Below are 16,933 nucleotides of genomic sequence, written 5' to 3'. Positions count from 1 at the left end.
TTGATCTGCGTCCAGTCGCCGGAACTCCGGTCGGCGGACAGTGCGTTGGTGGTCCAAGGAAAGACGCCCCACTTCCTGTGGGGAAATGCAGGTGCAAGGCCTGCCCGGCGCTCCGACAAGAACCCGGCCCTGGGATTCAGGGCCGGGTTCTTTGCTGTCGCCTACGCGCCGCTCTCGCCTACTCGCTGCGGCGCCGCCGGTCCGCGACCGCCCACGACGCCAGCCCCACGGCCCCCGCCACCCCGAACACGGCAGGCCAGGCGCCCACCTTCTTCGCCAGCGGATGAGACCCGGCGAAGGCGGCGACATACGCGGCCGACAACGCCCCGGCGGCCACCCCACCGGCCTGCTGCCGCCACTGCCGCGCCGCCGCCACCCCGGCCGCGGCCAGCACGACCCCGCCGAGCGGCCGCTGCCTGGTCCAGCGGGCCACGCCGTACCCGCCCACGAGCCCGCTCGCGGCGACCACCGCACTCGAAACCTTCGCCATACCTGCCTCCTGCGTCCTGCTGGGGATCTTGAGGCTAGCCCGGAGGCTCCCGGGAACCCGAACCTGAGCCCAGGCTTGTCAAGTTTCCTCCTCCGAGCTATATAAGAAGACGCAGGACCCGTAGGGCATCGCAGCCAGCACCTGAAGAGAGGAGTGACCCGTGATGCTCATGCGCACGGACCCCTTCCGTGAACTCGACCGGCTCACCCAGCAGGTCTTCGGCCCCGCCGCCACCCGCCCGTCGGCCATGGCGATGGACGCCTACCGCTCCGGGGACGACTTCTTCGTCCACTTCGACCTCCCCGGCATCGACCCCGAGACGATCGAACTGGACGTCGAGCGCAACGTCCTCAACGTACGAGCCGAGCGCAGGTCCCCCGCCCCCGAGGGCGCGGAACCGCTCGTCGCCGAACGTCCCACCGGCACCTTCACGCGCCAGCTCTTCCTCGGCGACACACTCGACACGGAGCGCATCGACGCCTCCTACGAGGCCGGCGTCCTGACCCTGCGCATCCCGGTGGCCGAGCAGGCCAAGCCCCGCCGCATCCAGATCTCGGGCGGCGACACCCGCAGGCAGCTCAGCGGCTGACCCACCGCACCGCCCAGAGGTACGTCGCGCCGCCGGCACGATCCCGGCGGCGCGACACGGCCCCCCTCACTCTCACGCTCACTCACGCACTCGGAGGAAAACCCCACACATGAGCACGACGACGGTGCCCCGTGTGACGACCAGCCGCGCCCCTCACGCCGCCGACGACAACGGCTGGCCCCAGCTGATCGAAGCGGTCCGCGAAACGGGCCTCTACCCCACCCGGGCGAAGGCGGAACAGGTCACCCGTACCGTGCTGGCCGCCCTCGGCACCCACGTCACCGGCGACGAACGGGTCGACCTCGCCCGTGCCCTGCCCGCCGAGGCCGCCCGGCTGATCGCCGCCCAGATCCCGGCCACGCACCGGCTCACGGCCGCGCGATTCGTCGACGAGGTCGCCTCACGCACCCCCGGAGCCACGTCCGCCACGGCCCGCTGGGACGTCAGCTCGGTCCTCGGCACCCTGCCGCCCCTCGTCGGCGACGACCTGGTCACCCGCATCCTGGCCCAGCTCCCCGCGGGTTACGCCCTCCTGTTCGGCAGGGCGGACCTGACGCCGGCGTCGTAGGCCCGCGCAGCGCAGCGCGCAAGGCGGCCACCCTTAGTGGCGCAGGGGTGGCCATTCCTTGACCTCAAGTTCGCTTGAGGTCCTACGTCGACCGCATGAGCGCACAGGCCGAGAACCTCAAGGACTACTCCCCGGAGGAACTGGCCGCCCAGCCGATCGGCGCCTGGACCGGCGAGGCCTGCCGCAGGGTGGTGGGGGCGATCCGCGGCCAACTGGCTGTGGAGAACCTCACCCAGCCCCACTGGTGGACCCTGAACCACGCCTCCGGCGCCCGCGGCCACTGGACCCGCGCGACCCTCACCGACCGCCTGACCCCCTACGACGACCAGAACACCGACTTCGACGCGGTCTACGACGACCTCATCGCCCGAGGCTGGCTCACCCAGGACGCGACGGGCGCCATGACCCTCACCGAGGAGGGCGAGGCCGGCCGCCTCCGGGCCCGGGAGCGCAACATCCGCGTCCACCACCGCACCCACGACGGCATCAGCCAGGCCGACTTCATCACGACGATCAACGTCCTGCGCCGCATGGTCGCCAACCTGGGCGGCAACGGGAACCTCCCCGAGAACCCCAAATAGTTCGACAGGCCCCGGCCTCCCCACGCATGCTGCGAAGCGCACCTCGCAGAACACCCCTGAGGGAGACGGCCGTTGAACCCGACCATCCGCCACATCACCTTCGACTGCACGGGCGAGCCCTACGAACTGGCCCGCTTCTGGTCCGAGTTCCTGGGCCACCCGATCTCCGACATCGACAAGCCCGGCGACGACGAGGTCCTGGTCGAACTCCCGGACGGAGTGCCCGGTCTCCTCTTCGTCAGAGTCGAGGAGGCCAAGACGGCGAAGAACCGCATCCACTTCGACTTGGGCCCCACCGGCCGCACCCGCGCCGAGGAGGTCGAACGAGCCGTGTCCCTGGGCGCCCGGGTCCACATGGACCGCACCCTCCCGAACGGCCGCGGCTGGGTCGTGATGACGGACCCGGAGGGCAACGAGTTCTGTATCGAACCGGGGGAGCTGGGCTGACTGGAGGCGCGGCTGAGCTTTGAACCAGCAAGGGCGAGTGCCAATGGTGGAAGACGAACCAACGGTGTACGAGATCCGCATCCACGGCTACCCGACCTCACAAGAGGCCCTCGCACTCCAGCTCCCGATCGAACGCCTCCTGTGCCTGGACCCCGACCACGCCCCACCGTGCGAGATCCCCTGGAGCTTCACCCTCACCGACGGGGACGACGACGCCTCCACCGCCCTGGTCCTGGGCGTGTATGCGTCCAGTGGCCGGGCCACGCAGGCAGCGGACCAGGTGTGCACGCTGGTGGGCGGGACGCGGACCGTCGCTGTGAGCGAGGGCGAGGCCGGGGAGTGGGAGGAACTGGTGCAGCAGTATCGGTTCGAGAAGGGGCTGCGCTAGGTCCCGTCCCGGTCAGGGCTTCACGCTGACGCACTTCATGGGCTGGATGAAGAAGCGCCATGCATCGCCGCTGACAGCGACCACATTCGCCTCCACTCTCTTCGAGTCCCGAACAAGAGCGCCATGACTCGTGAGCGCGCACTCCAGGCACTCGCCTCCGGCACCGTTGCTGTAGGACGACCGGAACCACACGAGACGGCTGCTGGCGTCGGACTCAGGCGATATCACTACGCGTAATCCTTCAAGATCGACTCGATCAACACGGCCGAGCGCTGAGGACTCAGGGCTGCCGCTCGCAGCCCGTCGAATGCCCTCGTGTACTCACGTACATGATGCTCGCCCTCTAGGTACACGGCATCAGTAATGCCGTCCCTGTACACGATGTTCGGATCCTCCGGGGCCGGAAAGCCCAGCATGGTGAATGACCCGGTGGACGGACAGGTCCCTGAGTCGAAGGGAAGGACCTGTACGGTCACGGTCGGCAGATCGGCTGTCTCTCGAACGCGCTCCAACTGCTCCCGCATCAAGGCACGATCACCGATGACGTGACGCAGCGCGCCCTCGTTCACGATGAACCAGGCGTCCGGAGCATCGGCCTGTCGCAACATGGCTTGGCGCTCCATGCGCACGCGTACCGCCTTCGCGATGTCCTCCACGGACATATGGGCCCCAACCTTGTGCAGCTCGGAGGCGTACACCTCGGTCTGCATGAGCCCGGGTACGACCTCGCATTGGTACTGGCGGAAGGTTGAGGCGTCCTGCTCAAGGCCGATGTAGATGTTGAACCACTCGGGCACACCGGCGCCGTGGACCTGCCACCAACCACGCACTTTCGCCTGCCGGGCGAGTGACTTGAGGAACTCACGCAGCTCGTTACTCGTGTCGTAGAAGCGGCACAGGGCGTCGATGTCCGAGGGCTGGACGCGTCCGCTGCCGGTCTCCATCCGGTTGACCTTGGAGCCGCCCCAATCGAGGGCCTCGCCGACCTGGGCGCAGGTGAGGGAGCTCTTCTCGCGGAGTTTCTTCAGCTCGATCGAGAGGCGCCGTCGGCGTGCCGTGGGTGATCCGGCCATCTCAACCCTCTTTCCAATAGCGAGCGTTCAGTCTCGCGCCAAGGGGTGGGCTTGCCAATCACTCGGAAGTGGGAATCCCTTCCTGCACATTGCAGAACGGGATGTGTACCCAGCACTCTGGTCACCAACGCAACTCACCGTGAACATCCGTGACGTTGCGCTGCCGATGCGGTGCCAACTGCAACGAAAGGGGTCCGCGTGAGTCAGGAAGCTTGCGTGCGACGCAAACCATGGGACATCGCCTTCACAGCCGAACCCGCGGAAGTGGCGGCCCTGCGCCGGATCTTGCGGCTGCACCTGGGGGCCTGGGGATTGCAACACGTGGTCGACGAAGCCCAACTGTGCGTCAGCGAGCTGGTGTCCAACGTCATCACTCACGTGGGACCCGGCACCCCTGCCACGCTGGCTGTCTCGATGAGGGGCAGGCACCTGCGCATTGAGGTGCACGACACGGACACCCACGCCCTGCCCACCCTCCGCGACGCGAGCATGGAGTCCGAGGAGGGGCGAGGGATGGCTCTCGTGGACGCCGTCGCCGACCGCTGGGGTGTGTTGCTATGCCCGGATCGCAAGGTCACGTGGTGCGAGCTGACGACACGGCTCACCACCGCCGACGGCCATGTGGAACCCCTCAGCTTGATGCGGGCCGAGGCCCTTCTACGTCACTACGTCGCCGCTGCGGAGCCAGGGCACAGAGCGGGGGCAAGCAGATTGACCTCGACCGTGGCGGAAGAGACGGTGATCGCAGCGATCACTGACCTTCTCCACTGGTTCCGAGCCCACGGCCGAGACGCAGACGACGTGCTCGACCGGGCGCAGATGCGTTTCGGGGCCGAGTACGCCGCCTTGCGTCAAGGCGAGTGAAGCTTCCTTCGGTCAGTTGTCAGTGCTGCAGTACCTCCGCGAAGAAGCCCATACTCGGGTCCTCCGGGGTTCCGACCAGCAGGGCGCGGTCGAGCAGGATGTTGTTGTGCTCACAACTCGTCTCCGGGAGCATCACGCAGGCATGGCAGGCGGCGAGGTTCGTCCCACCGGTGCCGGAGGCTTCGGTTTCGATGCACAAAGGGTCGGCAGAGCACCAGGAGGCCCTGCGGACCGCCGACCGGATCGCGGGTGCCAGCTTCTCGGGCTCTCCCTGGGCAACCAGGCCGCCGAGACTTCCCGCGGAGTCGCTCGTGGCGGTGTAGACGAGCAACCCCGCCATTTCCTCGTCGGCGTAGAGGCGTTCGCGGAGGGCGGCGGCTGGGTAGCCGGCGTCCAGGCTCCACTCGTTGATCAGCACGTGGGCCAGGGTGTGCAGCAGCATCATGCGGGGGGTAGCGGGGGAGGGCTGGACCTGGGTGGGATCGGAGGCCCACTGCTCCATCAGGCGCCGGTGGGCGCCACGAACACGCTCGGCGCGGTCGATCACAGCGGTGAGCTTCTCCCATGCGGTGAGCCGATCCTCCGCAAGGCGGAGGAAGACGCCTTCGCCGCGTACCTCCATGGCGGGTAGCCAGTTGAGGCGAGTCTCGGAAAGGGCGCTTTCGTAAGACTCGGTGGCCGAGTTGGGGTCGGCGAGTCGGGTGAACGCCTTGAGTGCGCGGACCTCGCGGAGCTTCTTGACCAGCATGGGCCCTGTGACGCCGGTGCCGTCGAGCGCGGCTGGGGAGGTGAGCGGAGTCTCGCAGATGAACTGCTCGTTGCGGGAGCGCTCGCGCTCGTCGTTGCCGGCGCGGAGGCGCTCGTACTCCTTGCTCCGCAAGGCACGGTAGCGGTGGTCGAAAGAGCGAACCTCGTCGCCTGCGGGGTCCTCCTCGCGTTCCGCGGCGAGGAGCGCCATCACCTCGTCGATGGGCACCGGGATGTCGTCACCGAAGACAAATTTGAGGCGATCCTCAACCTCTGCTCGACTGTCCAGTTCACGAAGCCGATCCCAGTACGGAGCAAGCAAGTCCGCCCGTCCGTCACTCCACGGCGGGATGGACAGCGCAGACTTCAGCACCGGCTGCCAGACGGCGGAGGAACCACGCTGGAGGGTGCGTGGAGTGCGGCTGCAGGACTCCGCCGGGACGGAGGTACCGAGCCACGGCCGGGTGCCCCGGCAACGCAGACCGAGGTCCTTGAGCGCGCTCTTGCGGAAGGAACCCTCCATCGACACTTCTGGCACTCCGCAGCTGCACGACACGAGGATCGAGCGCAGCGAGGAACTACGGCCGGACGTGCGCAGCCTGAGCGTGCCGCCACACTGGCCGGCGGTTGTCGTGCCGCGTCCTGCGGCGCGGTGGACCCAATGCCAGTACGGGAACTCGTCGAGGTGGCCGACCTCGCAGGCGATCACGAAGCGGGAGGGGACCAGGTCCGCCTCGCAGGTGCCGCAGATGCTTCTGCCGGACGGAGGGTTGAACTCGCGGTGGCGGCGCAACTCGTTGCACTCGGGGCAGGAATGCATGAGGGGGAAGCGGCGGACTCGGATGCCATCCTTGCTGTACTCGTCGGACGCAGGCGGCAGCCGGAAGTGCTCGACCTTCAGGATGCGAGCGAGGCGACGTTCGTAGATGCGCGGCGCCTCGTCCGTGCTCCAGTGCTCATCGGCTTTGTTCAGGCCGGAGACGACGAAGGACTCATGGTCCACCGCGATCAGCGAACCTACGCCATACGTAGTGATGGCCTGGGCGCGACGGACCGCACCGCGACGCGGGAGGTTGTGGGCGGGCACCGATCCGTTCACACCGGAACGGCGACGGCGCGCGGGGGGCGGGGTCATCGGGTGGCCTCCATGAACAGGGCGGACTCGGCATCGACGTCGCGCAGGCTCCACAGAGTGGGCCAGGCCTCGGCGTTCTCGGCCTCGTCGCCGTACGGCTGAAGAAGCGAAGGGATGCGCCTTCCTTTCTTCGGTTCGAAGAGCAGACCGTTGTGGATGTCGGCTTCGTCGCACCACCACTCAAGGAACTCGTCGAAGGCCCGGGAGACGGCGTCGGCCTCCTCTGGGGTGACAGCGCGGACACGGTCGAGGAGGACGGGCTTGATCTCGTCGCGGATGCGGTGCGCGTACGACTCCACCATGCCCGCGGCTTCGTTGGGTCGAGCCTCCGGGAACATGATCCGGGTCAACGCGACGATCACCGCGTGCAGTCCTCGCTCGCGGGCGCGGGCGGAGAAGGGTGTGACGGATGTCGACTCGACCTCGCGGTAGAGCGCCGAGTGGAAGTGCAGGAAGTTCTCGTAGTGGGAGCGGTCGCGCGAGCGGGTCGCGTTGAGCATCACGGAGACCAGACCTGGGTGGGCGCGGCCGACGCGGCTGGTGGCCTGGATGTACTCGGCGGTGGTCTGCGGCTGGCCCATCACGGCCATCAGGCCGAGCCGGTCCACATCGACGCCGACGGCGATCATGTTGGTGGCCAGGAGGACGTCCACGACATCCGGGTCGGGCAATGCCCGCTCGATGCCCTTGAGGCGGGCCGGGATCTCGCTGGCGTCGATGCGACTGGTCAGCTCCGAATAGTTGGCGATGGAACGCACGGTGGTTTCCTCGCGTGCGGCGAGCAGTTCCAGATACGCCACGACGTCGTCATGGACCTGGAGTTCGGCCGCGGAGAGCAGCCGGAGGCTGTTGAAATAGCCGACGAGGCTCCAGTAGGCGTCCCGAACGTCGTCCGAGGTCTTCGCCTGCTTCGCCCGGTGCAGCAGAGTCGCGTAGGTGCGGATGAGCAGCGTGGACTGGCTGGTGCCGGGGGCGAGGAGGCCCACGTAACGTCGGCTCGCCTTCTCCTCGGGCGGGGTCTCCACGGCGAACCAGGAGTCCCGGGAATCCAGGCCCGCGGGCGGGAACTGGCGGACCTCGCGGTCGAAGAGACTGCGGCCCTGGTCGGCGGCGCGACGGATGGTCGCCGTCGAAGCGATCACTTTCGGGCGACCGGCGAGCTCGTCGACGGCCGTCTCGTAGAGACCGGTGAGCGTCCCCAGCGGCCCGGAGATGAGGTGGAGTTCGTCCTGGACGATCAGCTCCGGCGGCGGCGTGCGGTCGCTCGGGTCGTCCCGGTTGAACAGGGCGGCGGTGGCCGGACGCCACGGCATGGACGCAAATTTGTCGACGGTGGCGATGACCAGCGTCGGCCGGGCGTCGTACACCGCCTCGTCGATCAGGTGGACAGGCAGACCGTCCGCGAAGTCGCAGCCTGCGCCCGGGCAGCGAACGTACATGCGCTTGGCATCCTCGTCGACCTCGTACGCGCGGGCGTCCAGGCGGGTGCCGCACCAGGGGCAGGCATGCAGCTGAACCGGGTTCTTGGTCGCCAGGCGCTTGTCGAGGTCCTTGTGGAGTTCTGCCAGTTGCTCGTTCGCGTCCTTCAGCTTGTTAGGGGTGGCGGATTCACCGACCCACATGCCGAGGGAGAACGGTTCGCAGCCCAGCTCCGACGGGTTGCCGAGACGAATCCGTTCCATCGCGCAGAGCAGGATCGTGGCGCGCTCGAACTGCTGGAGGGTCAGCAGGCGCAGCGTGTACCGCATCAGGACGGTGACACCGCCGCCGTCCTCACGGAGCCGGATCCGGCGCAGGAAGGAGGTGAGCGCGATCAGCCCGAGATACGCCTCGGTCTTGCCACCGCCGGTGGGGAACCACAGGAGGTCCGAGACCTCCCGGTCGCGGTGCTCGGGGTCGTCGATGCCGGCCAGGCAGAGCAGGACGAATGCGATCTGGAACGGCCGCCAGCGGCCCTTGTCCGGCTCGGGGGAGCCATGGCGGTCGCTCTTCACCCAGACGCTGCGGGCCCGCTGGTCGGCCATGGCCCGGTTGGCCAGTCGGAAGGCCCGCATCAGGTCGGGCTTGGTACGAAGAAGGGCGATGCCCTCGTGGATCCGGCCCAGCGCTTCGCGGCAGGCCTCGACCTGGTCGCGGGCGGCCTTCTCGTACGCGCCACCGATCAGGGCGTCGGCCTCGGCCTGCTTGCGGTCGATCCACCGCTCGTAGCCGATGGCGAGCGCTTCCAGCGCGACGACGACCTCCGTGTCCGGGCGCTCCGCCAGACTGAGCATGGACAGAGCGGAGCTGTCGATATCCGGGTTGGAGTCGGTGAGCAGCACCTCCACGGTCGGCACGAACTCGCTTCGCACCTCGGACACGCCGGCCCTCCGGGAGTCCGTCATACCGATCGGCGGAGGCGTCCAATCCCACTCGGCGGCGCAGCCGTGCCCGACGGCAAAGGTCGGGGCGTGGCGGTGCAGCAGACGGCTGGTGGCCACCTCTGGGTCGTGCGCGAGGTCAGGAGCGGGACGCTCGACGAAGGCGCTGGATCCGTCGGACGCGCGGACGACGAGCCCGCACTGGAACAGGGAAAATGCGTCCTGCAGCTCCCGCTCGCCGACCTTGTGTGTGTTGACCAGGGTCACCGTGACGGTCACCGTGCCCAGCCTCGCGTCGGGCCGTCGGACGTTGACGCGCAGCGCCACTCCGTCGGCCAACTCGAATCGCAGGTCGGGTGCAGGCGTGGTCACGTCCACAGTGGTGTCCGGCAGCGTGAGTTCTTCACGGCGCCAGTGCTCCTGCTGGTCGGAGGTCGTGCGGGCCTCGGCCCGACGCGCGGGGACCGGGTTGCCGTCCGCGTCCGTGGGCCGGTAGGCGGCGGCCCGGGCACTGATCACGACGGAATCGCTTATGTCCGGGTCGATCGCGAAGGTGAGCCCCATGGAGGAGGGCCGGCGGGAACCGGCGGCCCCGACCTCCTGCGCGGTCCCGGACTCCTCCATGTTGTCGCGTGTCCGCAGCGGGGTCGTGTCCAGACCCTCGTGCTCCGCCTCGTCCTCGAGCATTCTCTGCTCGGCTTGGTCGTCCGCCGACCTCGGGTAGATGACACCGGTCAGGTAGCGGTCGATCGGGGCGTCCTGGGCAAGGACCTCCTGTCGGTCCTCCGGAGCGGCTTCCCGCGCAGGGCCGAAAAGCTCGCGGCGTAGGCCGACCAGCAGCTCCTCGTCCCGAACCCGGTAGTGCTCGGCGTGCCGGTTCTCCGTGTCGCTCATGCGCGCTGCTCCTCGTCGTCCGCCCGTCGGTACCTTCCGATTCCGGTGATGCGGGGCGCTATCCATACACCTCGGTCACCGAGGCCGGCGTTGGCGCCGGCGGCAGTGCTGCCCGCGACGGACTCCACGATGTCGACCCGGAGCCCGTGGATCTCGTCGGGCCACCAGGGGTCCCACCCGCGGTTCACCTTCTGCACCTGGAACAGCTCCTGCCGGAACCGCTCCGAGACTTCGCCGATCTCCCGACCGTTGTGCAGCAGGGCGTACGGCGGGCTCTGCCACTCGCCGAGCGGCAGGTCGTGCCGCCTGCGCAACACGACCTCGTGGCTGGGGGCGACGTGTTCCAGAAGGTAGGTCTGGGTCGCCAAGGCGTCGGGCTCGTGGCCGGGAGGGCTGTCCGCGCATACGTCACCGGACTCGCCGACGATCCCATAGCGGTCGTACTGTCTCCAGCCGCCCAGGAACCTGCGGCCGTTCTTCCTGCCACCGGCTCGCTTGAAGATCGGCAGATCGGGCCGATCCGCGTGATACAGGTCGTGACGGGCACGTGTCAGGGCCACATACAGGGCGCGGGCCTCGGCCGGCAGGTCCAGTTCCTCCTTGAACTGCTGCCGCAACTCCGCGACGGTCGGCGGGGCGAGGACGATCACCCGGTCGAACTCCAGCCCCTTGGCCCGGTGCACCGTGGAGACCACGATGCGTGCCGTCTCCGGATCGGCCAGCTCGTCCGGGAAACGGCCGTCGGCAACCAGGCGACGCAGCCGATCCAGGTCGAGAACGCCTCGCCCCGGGCCTCGCGCGGCCCGACGCAACACGGCCCACACCGCATCCGGGTTCGGCTCGTACGGCAGGGGTATCTCCGCGAGCAGCGACCGGAACCGGTCCTCGGAGAGCGTCGCGGACTCGGTGCGGCGCAACAGCTCGGCTACCCAGTACGGGACCGGATGGTCCTCCAGCGGGCGCCGCAGCCGATGTTCCACGCCGTGCTCGTGAAGCAGCTCCGAGACGACGAGGGCCTGCTGGTTGTCACGGGTGAGAATCGCGCAGGTGTCAGGGAAGTCGCGCAGTCCGTCGAGGACGAACGGGTCGGTGAAGGCCCCCATCCCGTTCGCCGGATCGAGGAGCAACTCGCGCATCTCTTCGTAGAGGGCGGCAGCCTCGTCGGCATCCGAGACGTTTTGGAGGCGCTGCCCGTGGGCCAGTGCGATCCGGGCCTCCGGGGTGACCGCCCGGAAGTTCTTGGTGAGGCGGAGTTCGACGAGGTCGTCCGGGTAGGAAGCGCGGAGCCAGTCGAAGAACCGGCCTGTCTCATCGGCGCGTTCGGTCAGGTCAACGATCTGAAAGCCGTAGACGGACTGTGCGGCGTCACCGACCACGGTGAAGCCGCAGCTCTCCTGATAGCGATCGAGCAGCGTCTCCACGAGCTCTCGGCGGTCGCCCAGCAGGTCCTGCACCTCGTCGATGACCACGTGCGCGGGGGGCACGGCGTCACCCGCCTCCAGCGCCCCCTTCTCGACCGCACCGGCAGCGGCCTCGATCCGTTCCAGGAAGGAGACCGCACTCCAATCCTTGTCCGGATACGACTGCCGCAGCAACCCATAGGCCCAGGCGTCGAAGGTCTGTGCCCGCACCCGACGGGCGCGCTCACCATGCCGGGTGATTCGCTCCCGCAGCTCCCGGGCTGCCGCCCGGGAGAAGGTGAGTACCAGAATCTCGGAGGCCTCCAGTGCCTCCTCGGGGTCCTCGTTCGCGCACAGCGCGTCGAGCCGGCGCACCAGCGTGTGGGTCTTGCCGGCCCCCGCGCCGGCGGTCACCAGGACGCGGGCGTCCCAGCGCTGCTCGACCACGGCCCGCTGCTCCTCGGTGAGCGGAGGGCTGTCGAGGTAGGCGTCGATCACGAACGGCTCCAGAGGTGCTCGAACTGGGTGAAGGCGAGCTGGGTGTCGAAGTTCTCGATGTTGTCGCTGACGTTGAGGATCAGGCAGCTGTCCTTGCCGCCGTTCCGGGGTCCGCGCAGGCCGCGACCGATCATCTGCTGGTACACGTTGGTGCTGTAGACCGGCCTGGCCACGACGACGGCACGAGTGGCCGGCGCGTCGAAGCCCTGGGTGAGAACACCGTAGTTGGTGAGCACACGGATGCGGCCGGTTCGGAAATTCTCGATGCGGGTGCGACGGTCCTGGGCGCTGGTTGTCGAGTCGACGGCGGCGGATCGAATACCGCGGTCGTTGAGCATGGCTGCCAGGTACTTGGCGTGGTCCACCGAGGTGGCGAAGAGCAGCGTCGGCCAGTCCTCAGGCAGAGCGGCCACCTCGTCGACGATGCGGCGGCTTCGCTGGTGGTCGTCGGCGAGCCGCTGCTCGGCGGAGCGAGAAAGCATCGCCATGCGGTCGGCGTGGGTCTTCTCGTCCCGGGTCAGCTCGATCTGGCCGCCCTTCAGGGTGCGGTGCTCCACCTGGGCGAGCATTCCCCACTCCTGCAGGTCCCGGTACGGATCGCCGGACGGGAAGACACCCTCGTCGAGACGCCGGTTGCCGAAGCGGTTGACCAGCCGGCGGGTCTCCTCCTCGTTGGTGTTGCGGAACGGGGTCGCCGTCAGACCGAGCAGATGGCGCCCGGTCTCGTACTGGGTGAGTCCCAACTGGCCCAGGACCTCGGTGTACCGCTTGGAGATGGCGGTATGAGCCTCGTCCACGATCACCAGCGCGGCCTGTCGCAGCCAGGCGTACTGGTCGTTGCCAAGGCACCGCTCCAGCTTGGCATCGGTCGCGACCACCAAGTGGGGGTGGTCGACGACGTTTCCGACCTCGTTGGTGCTCCACAGCCGGCTGATGGTGAGCGGTCGCTCCGCGCCGACCTTGCTCCAGACGAACTTCCAGCTCTGGACGGCCTGTTCGCACAATTCCTCGGTCTGCGCGATCCAGAGCAGGGGACCTTTGAGGTCGCCGAAGCGCTTGACCCAGCGGATCACGGCCTCGGCGGTGACACGGGTCTTGCCGGCGCCCGTGGGCAGGGACAGCATGCCGCGTTGCGGAGCCAGCCGGTCGAGCATGGTGGAGATGTTCCGGACCAGGTCCTCCTGGTAGTCGTGAAGGCTCGGGAAGTCCCGAGGGCCCTCGACCGTCTCGAATGCAGGCGGGGACGGGGTCCTGGAACCGGCGAACGCGACAGGCAGCTTCAGCTCCGAGACGAAGGCGATGGCGGCCGACGAACCCGTGTAGCCGACCGGAGCGTTGGGGAAGCGCGCCTGGATGTCCCGGGCGTGCTGCTGGAGTACCCCGTCGCCGTGCGCGTTGAAGGCCATCTGCGCGATCCGGCGCCCGGACGGCTCCGCGCCGTCGTTCGCCTGCAGCTCGGCCTCCATCAATCCCTCAGGGAGCCCGGCGCGCAGTGCCTCCGCTCCGATCAGCAGCTCGATCTTGGCGACTACGTCCTCGGCGTCGCGTACGGCCTTCTGCGCGGCCTTCATTGCGCTGTCCCGCGCCATGCGGTCCTGGTGTTCCAGGACGGCCCGGCACCCGGCCGCTCCGAGACCGAGCCCGAGTTCGTGGTCGATCAGGATCAGCATCGGCTCGGGGTTCAGCGGGACCCGGACCTTGACGAGGCCGTTCTGACTGACCGCCTTGAGGGGGGTGGCGTGGGTGCCATTGGGCGTGCGAGTGATCTCCTCCAGCTCGGTGCAGCGCTGCACCAGGCTGTAGCGGTTCCCGCTGTTCAGACGCTGGCGGAGGGCCGGGTACAGCTCGACGAGCGGCACAGGATCCCCTTCGGCCACCTCGCGGGTCTCCCGGCTGATCACATCGGCGTAGCGGAGCATGCCCCACTTCTCGACCATCAGCTCGGCGTCCTCGGCGCTCGGCACGAGCAGCGCCGGAAGGTGCTCGGCACGGAGTGCCCGGTACTCGGCGGCGTTGACGGCGAGGGTGATTTCGTCGTCGGGGCGGGTGTCCCAGGTGTCGCCGATCCGACAACGGGTCAGGGAGTCCTCGGGAAAGTCAGCACCGAAGCGAGTCAGCATCACGTAGGTGGCGCCGACGAAGGAGTCGTCCTCGCTACGGGACACCTCGTCGAGGAGCGCGTCCCAGCGGTCTGCGGGCACCTCGTCGACTGTGGTCGGGAGCCGAAGCTTGCGGGCCTTCTCCGGGGAGATGTCGGCGACCGGCAGGACGTCACGGTAAGCAGCGAGCTGAGGGCCGACGGCCTCCGCCAGCCGCTTGATCCCCTGCGAGGTGGCGACCGTGCCGTACTTCCTCAGCATCCACCGGATCGGCGAGGCCACCGCCTGCCGGGTGCTGGTCTGCGCGCCGAACTGGCGCGTCCAGTTGTCCACCACCGCGTCATCGGGCACCACCTTCAGGAAGGCCGCGCGCGACTCCTCCGAGAGGCCACGGAAGAGGTGGAGCGGGCCACCGATCGCGGCGCCCTCGACCTTCATCCGGTTCAGTGCCGGACGGGGGGCGCGGGTGTCCAGACTGCGCAGGTAGGCGGAGTGGACGGCTGCGCGGTACTCCTCGAACCAGGCCTCGTCCGCCTTGGGCTGCACGCCACCGGACGGTCGCTCCCGCAGGCCGACCTGTGAGAAGAAGTGAGTGTCGTCGGAGTGGAATGCCATGTCGACGGCGATGCTCGGATCGCGCATCGCGTCCACCACGACACCCGGCAGCATGCAGTTCTCTATCGGTCGGAACCGGCCGTCGGCAGTCCGCACGCAAAGCGTCGAGCGCGGCGTGGGCACCCGTTCCAGGACTTTGTGAGCCACTCGATGGGCCCCGGCCTGGCGGAACAACTCCCAGAACCGCTCCCAGTCCGACTGGCTGTAGTGGTCGAAGCCCTGGTCGAGAACGCTGAAGAACCGGCCCTCGACATCGGCCTCCCGAATGCCCAGGACGCTGAGTGCGTGCATCAGCGACGGATCCTGGGCGAGTTGGTCGACCACGTACACCAGGGACTCGCGCAGTCCGCCCTGATCGACGCGGCGGAACACCTTGCCGTGCACGGGGGCGACGAGACCGTGCTCCTCGGTCAGTACGATGCGGGCCTTGCGCGCCTCATCGGCGTAAGGGGAGCGGACCTTGATCATGTCCGCGAGGATGCGGATGGCTACGGCCGACGCTTCCGCGGTGCCGCTCCCGACCAGCGCCTCCAGCCATTCGCGGACGTCGGTTCGCCCGTGCCCGGCCGCCGCAAGGATGTGCTCGACCTTCCCGGAACGCAGGGAGTCCGCCTCGACGCTCGGGTGCAGCCAGTTCGAGGGGCGCCCGGGGCACTCATGCCACATCCCGAGCCAAGTGGACAGCTTCTTCAGGTCCCTGTCGAGCCGAGGGTGGACCCGCAGCTCGGTCGGGACGCGCAGGACGCCGTCCTGGTCGGGCAACGACGGACTGTCCGCAACGCGGTCCCAGATCTCCCGAGTCAGGAACTCGTCGGCCCAGCTGATCGCCTCCTTCACACGGCCGGGCAGCAGGGGGAGATAGGCGGCCGGGTCCTCGGCGGGGGTGAGGGCGGGGAGAGAGCCGACGACCAGCCTGGCCGACACCCTGATCATCTCCTGGTTGAAGGGCGAGGAGTCGAGCAGGTTCTGCCTGTCCTCGTTGGTCTTCCAGGCCCCGTTGAGGATGCCGCTCAGCGACATCTCATACTTGGTCGGGAAAAAGGACCAGAACTTGCCGCGACCGCGAGACCGCGGGCTGATGTACAGGCCGCTCTCCGCGTCCTTCTCCAACGCGGGCACACCCCAGGCGAGTTCGAGCGAGAGCCGGTCATGCAGCTCACCGGCGTCCGCGCGGGCCGCGGGGCCGGGCTCGTGGCTGGTGGTGAACACCCGCCACCGTTCGGTGGCAACGGCCTTCCCGGTCCGCTCCTCGACAACGGTGTGCAGATCTCCGTCCTGCTGAGCGGTCAGTACGCGGCGGGCCACAGGTCGGGGCCGGCGGTCCTCCAGCACGACCTTCGCGACATGCGGCGAGAAGAGCTGGAAGCCGACCGGGAACTCGTCACGGGGCTCGCCGTGGTCCTTGGCACGACCGCCGTGCATGTCCCGGCCCAGCCGGTCATCGGCCTTGGGGAGCAGGGGCAGGCGAACGACCGTGGTCGCCCAGGTCAGCAGCTCGTCAAGGACGTCATCAGAAGCCCGTTCGACCTGCATGTCGAGCGGGCGGGCCATGCGCAGGACGGGAGCGTCGAACTCCGAGCCGTAGCGCGCAGTCACACCCGAAACGGACTTGATCTGCTCGTACGACCAGACGCGGTCGAATCCGAAACTTCCGGTGCTGCTGAAGAATGCAGGCGTGTCTGTCACGACGAGGACGGATTTCACGCCGACACCGAACCTTCCGATCTGTCCTCCGCGCTTCTTCGACATGCTCATCCGAAGAATGGTTTCCGCGCCCTCAGGGGTGACTGGATTTCCTTCGTTCGCGCAGTACAGATGGGTTTCTGTGAGGACGACGTGCACTCTCCCGCCAGGCTCGTCGGCGATTTCGTCGGCCGCGTTCTGGACGAGTTCGAAGAGCTGGCGATCACCATATCCGCCCTGGGTGATGCGGCGCTCTCCATTAGCGTGTTCGGCCACGAGGCCGGGATCCACGGCATACGTTTGCAGGACGCGCGAAGACTGCTCGATGACGGTTTGAATTACCGGAGAGAACGAAGACGACGACACTGGTCCTGCACTCCTGAGGTGTCAAAGATTCTGGTGAAAGTGTGCGTGATGGGCCGGCTGCTGACTTCATGCAGCCGGCCCATGGTTTTTCGAGTGCTGCCGGAGGTGTACACAGCGTCGACGCCTCTACATGCTT

13 protein-coding genes are annotated in these 16,933 nt (G+C 68.2%); 6 read left to right on the top strand and 7 right to left on the bottom strand.

Features of this window, described 5'->3' with window-relative positions:
- Window positions 1-178: 178 nt before the first annotated feature.
- Window positions 179-490, bottom strand: a complete 312-nt coding sequence (locus HNR57_RS08920; RefSeq protein ID WP_184558590.1) for a hypothetical protein — start codon at window positions 488-490, stop codon at window positions 179-181.
- Window positions 491-653: 163 nt separating this feature from the next.
- Between HNR57_RS08920 and HNR57_RS08915 the strand changes: the two genes are divergently transcribed.
- From HNR57_RS08915 to HNR57_RS08895, 5 genes are all read left to right on the top strand, one after another.
- A complete protein-coding gene (locus HNR57_RS08915; protein ID WP_174569430.1) occupies window positions 654-1,079 on the top strand; it encodes an Hsp20/alpha crystallin family protein in 426 nt (141 codons plus the stop codon).
- Window positions 1,080-1,188: 109 nt separating this feature from the next.
- Complete coding sequence (locus tag HNR57_RS08910; protein WP_184558588.1) at window positions 1,189-1,647, top strand: DUF2267 domain-containing protein; 459 nt, start codon at window positions 1,189-1,191, stop codon at window positions 1,645-1,647.
- A gap of 95 nt (window positions 1,648-1,742) precedes the next feature.
- Complete coding sequence (locus HNR57_RS08905; RefSeq protein ID WP_184558586.1) at window positions 1,743-2,228, top strand: winged helix DNA-binding protein; 486 nt, start codon at window positions 1,743-1,745, stop codon at window positions 2,226-2,228.
- Window positions 2,229-2,300: 72 nt separating this feature from the next.
- A complete protein-coding gene (locus tag HNR57_RS08900; RefSeq protein ID WP_184558584.1) occupies window positions 2,301-2,675 on the top strand; it encodes a VOC family protein in 375 nt (124 codons plus the stop codon).
- Between the two features lie 43 nt (window positions 2,676-2,718).
- A complete protein-coding gene (locus tag HNR57_RS08895; protein ID WP_184558582.1) occupies window positions 2,719-3,063 on the top strand; it encodes a hypothetical protein in 345 nt (114 codons plus the stop codon).
- Window positions 3,064-3,075: 12 nt separating this feature from the next.
- Here the strand turns inward: HNR57_RS08895 and HNR57_RS39165 are convergent, their stop codons facing one another.
- Complete coding sequence (locus HNR57_RS39165) at window positions 3,076-3,255, bottom strand: DUF397 domain-containing protein (RefSeq protein WP_313673232.1); 180 nt, start codon at window positions 3,253-3,255, stop codon at window positions 3,076-3,078.
- 35 nt (window positions 3,256-3,290) lie between these two features.
- Complete coding sequence (locus HNR57_RS08885) at window positions 3,291-4,136, bottom strand: helix-turn-helix domain-containing protein (protein WP_184558580.1); 846 nt, start codon at window positions 4,134-4,136, stop codon at window positions 3,291-3,293.
- 198 nt (window positions 4,137-4,334) lie between these two features.
- On the opposite strand from HNR57_RS08885, the gene HNR57_RS08880 reads away from it, so the two are divergent.
- Window positions 4,335-5,000 carry an ATP-binding protein gene (locus tag HNR57_RS08880; protein ID WP_184558578.1) on the top strand — a complete coding sequence of 222 codons (666 nt, stop codon included), beginning with the start codon at window positions 4,335-4,337 and terminating at the stop codon, window positions 4,998-5,000.
- Window positions 5,001-5,019: 19 nt separating this feature from the next.
- On the opposite strand, the gene drmB is transcribed toward HNR57_RS08880, so the two are convergent.
- From drmB to HNR57_RS08860, 4 genes are read right to left on the bottom strand one after another with little or no spacing between them, the layout of a single operon-like run.
- Window positions 5,020-6,882, bottom strand: coding sequence for an MrfA Zn-binding domain-containing protein (gene drmB / locus HNR57_RS08875; RefSeq protein ID WP_184558576.1), 1,863 nt, complete (start codon window positions 6,880-6,882; stop codon window positions 5,020-5,022).
- Complete coding sequence (locus HNR57_RS08870) at window positions 6,879-10,136, bottom strand: helicase-related protein (protein ID WP_184558574.1); 3,258 nt, start codon at window positions 10,134-10,136, stop codon at window positions 6,879-6,881. Before HNR57_RS08870 ends, drmB begins: the two co-directional genes overlap by 4 nt.
- Window positions 10,133-12,034 carry a UvrD-helicase domain-containing protein gene (locus HNR57_RS08865; RefSeq protein WP_184558572.1) on the bottom strand — a complete coding sequence of 634 codons (1,902 nt, stop codon included), beginning with the start codon at window positions 12,032-12,034 and terminating at the stop codon, window positions 10,133-10,135. The genes HNR57_RS08870 and HNR57_RS08865 overlap by 4 nt, the downstream gene beginning before the upstream one ends.
- Window positions 12,031-16,797, bottom strand: coding sequence for a DEAD/DEAH box helicase (locus HNR57_RS08860; protein WP_184558571.1), 4,767 nt, complete (start codon window positions 16,795-16,797; stop codon window positions 12,031-12,033). The genes HNR57_RS08865 and HNR57_RS08860 overlap by 4 nt, the downstream gene beginning before the upstream one ends.
- Between the last annotated feature and the right edge of the window lie 136 nt (window positions 16,798-16,933).

This window comes from Streptomyces paradoxus, from assembly GCF_014202475.1.
GTDB lineage: Bacteria > Actinomycetota > Actinomycetes > Streptomycetales > Streptomycetaceae > Streptomyces > Streptomyces paradoxus.
This window is presented reverse-complemented; position numbering and strand designations above follow the sequence as displayed.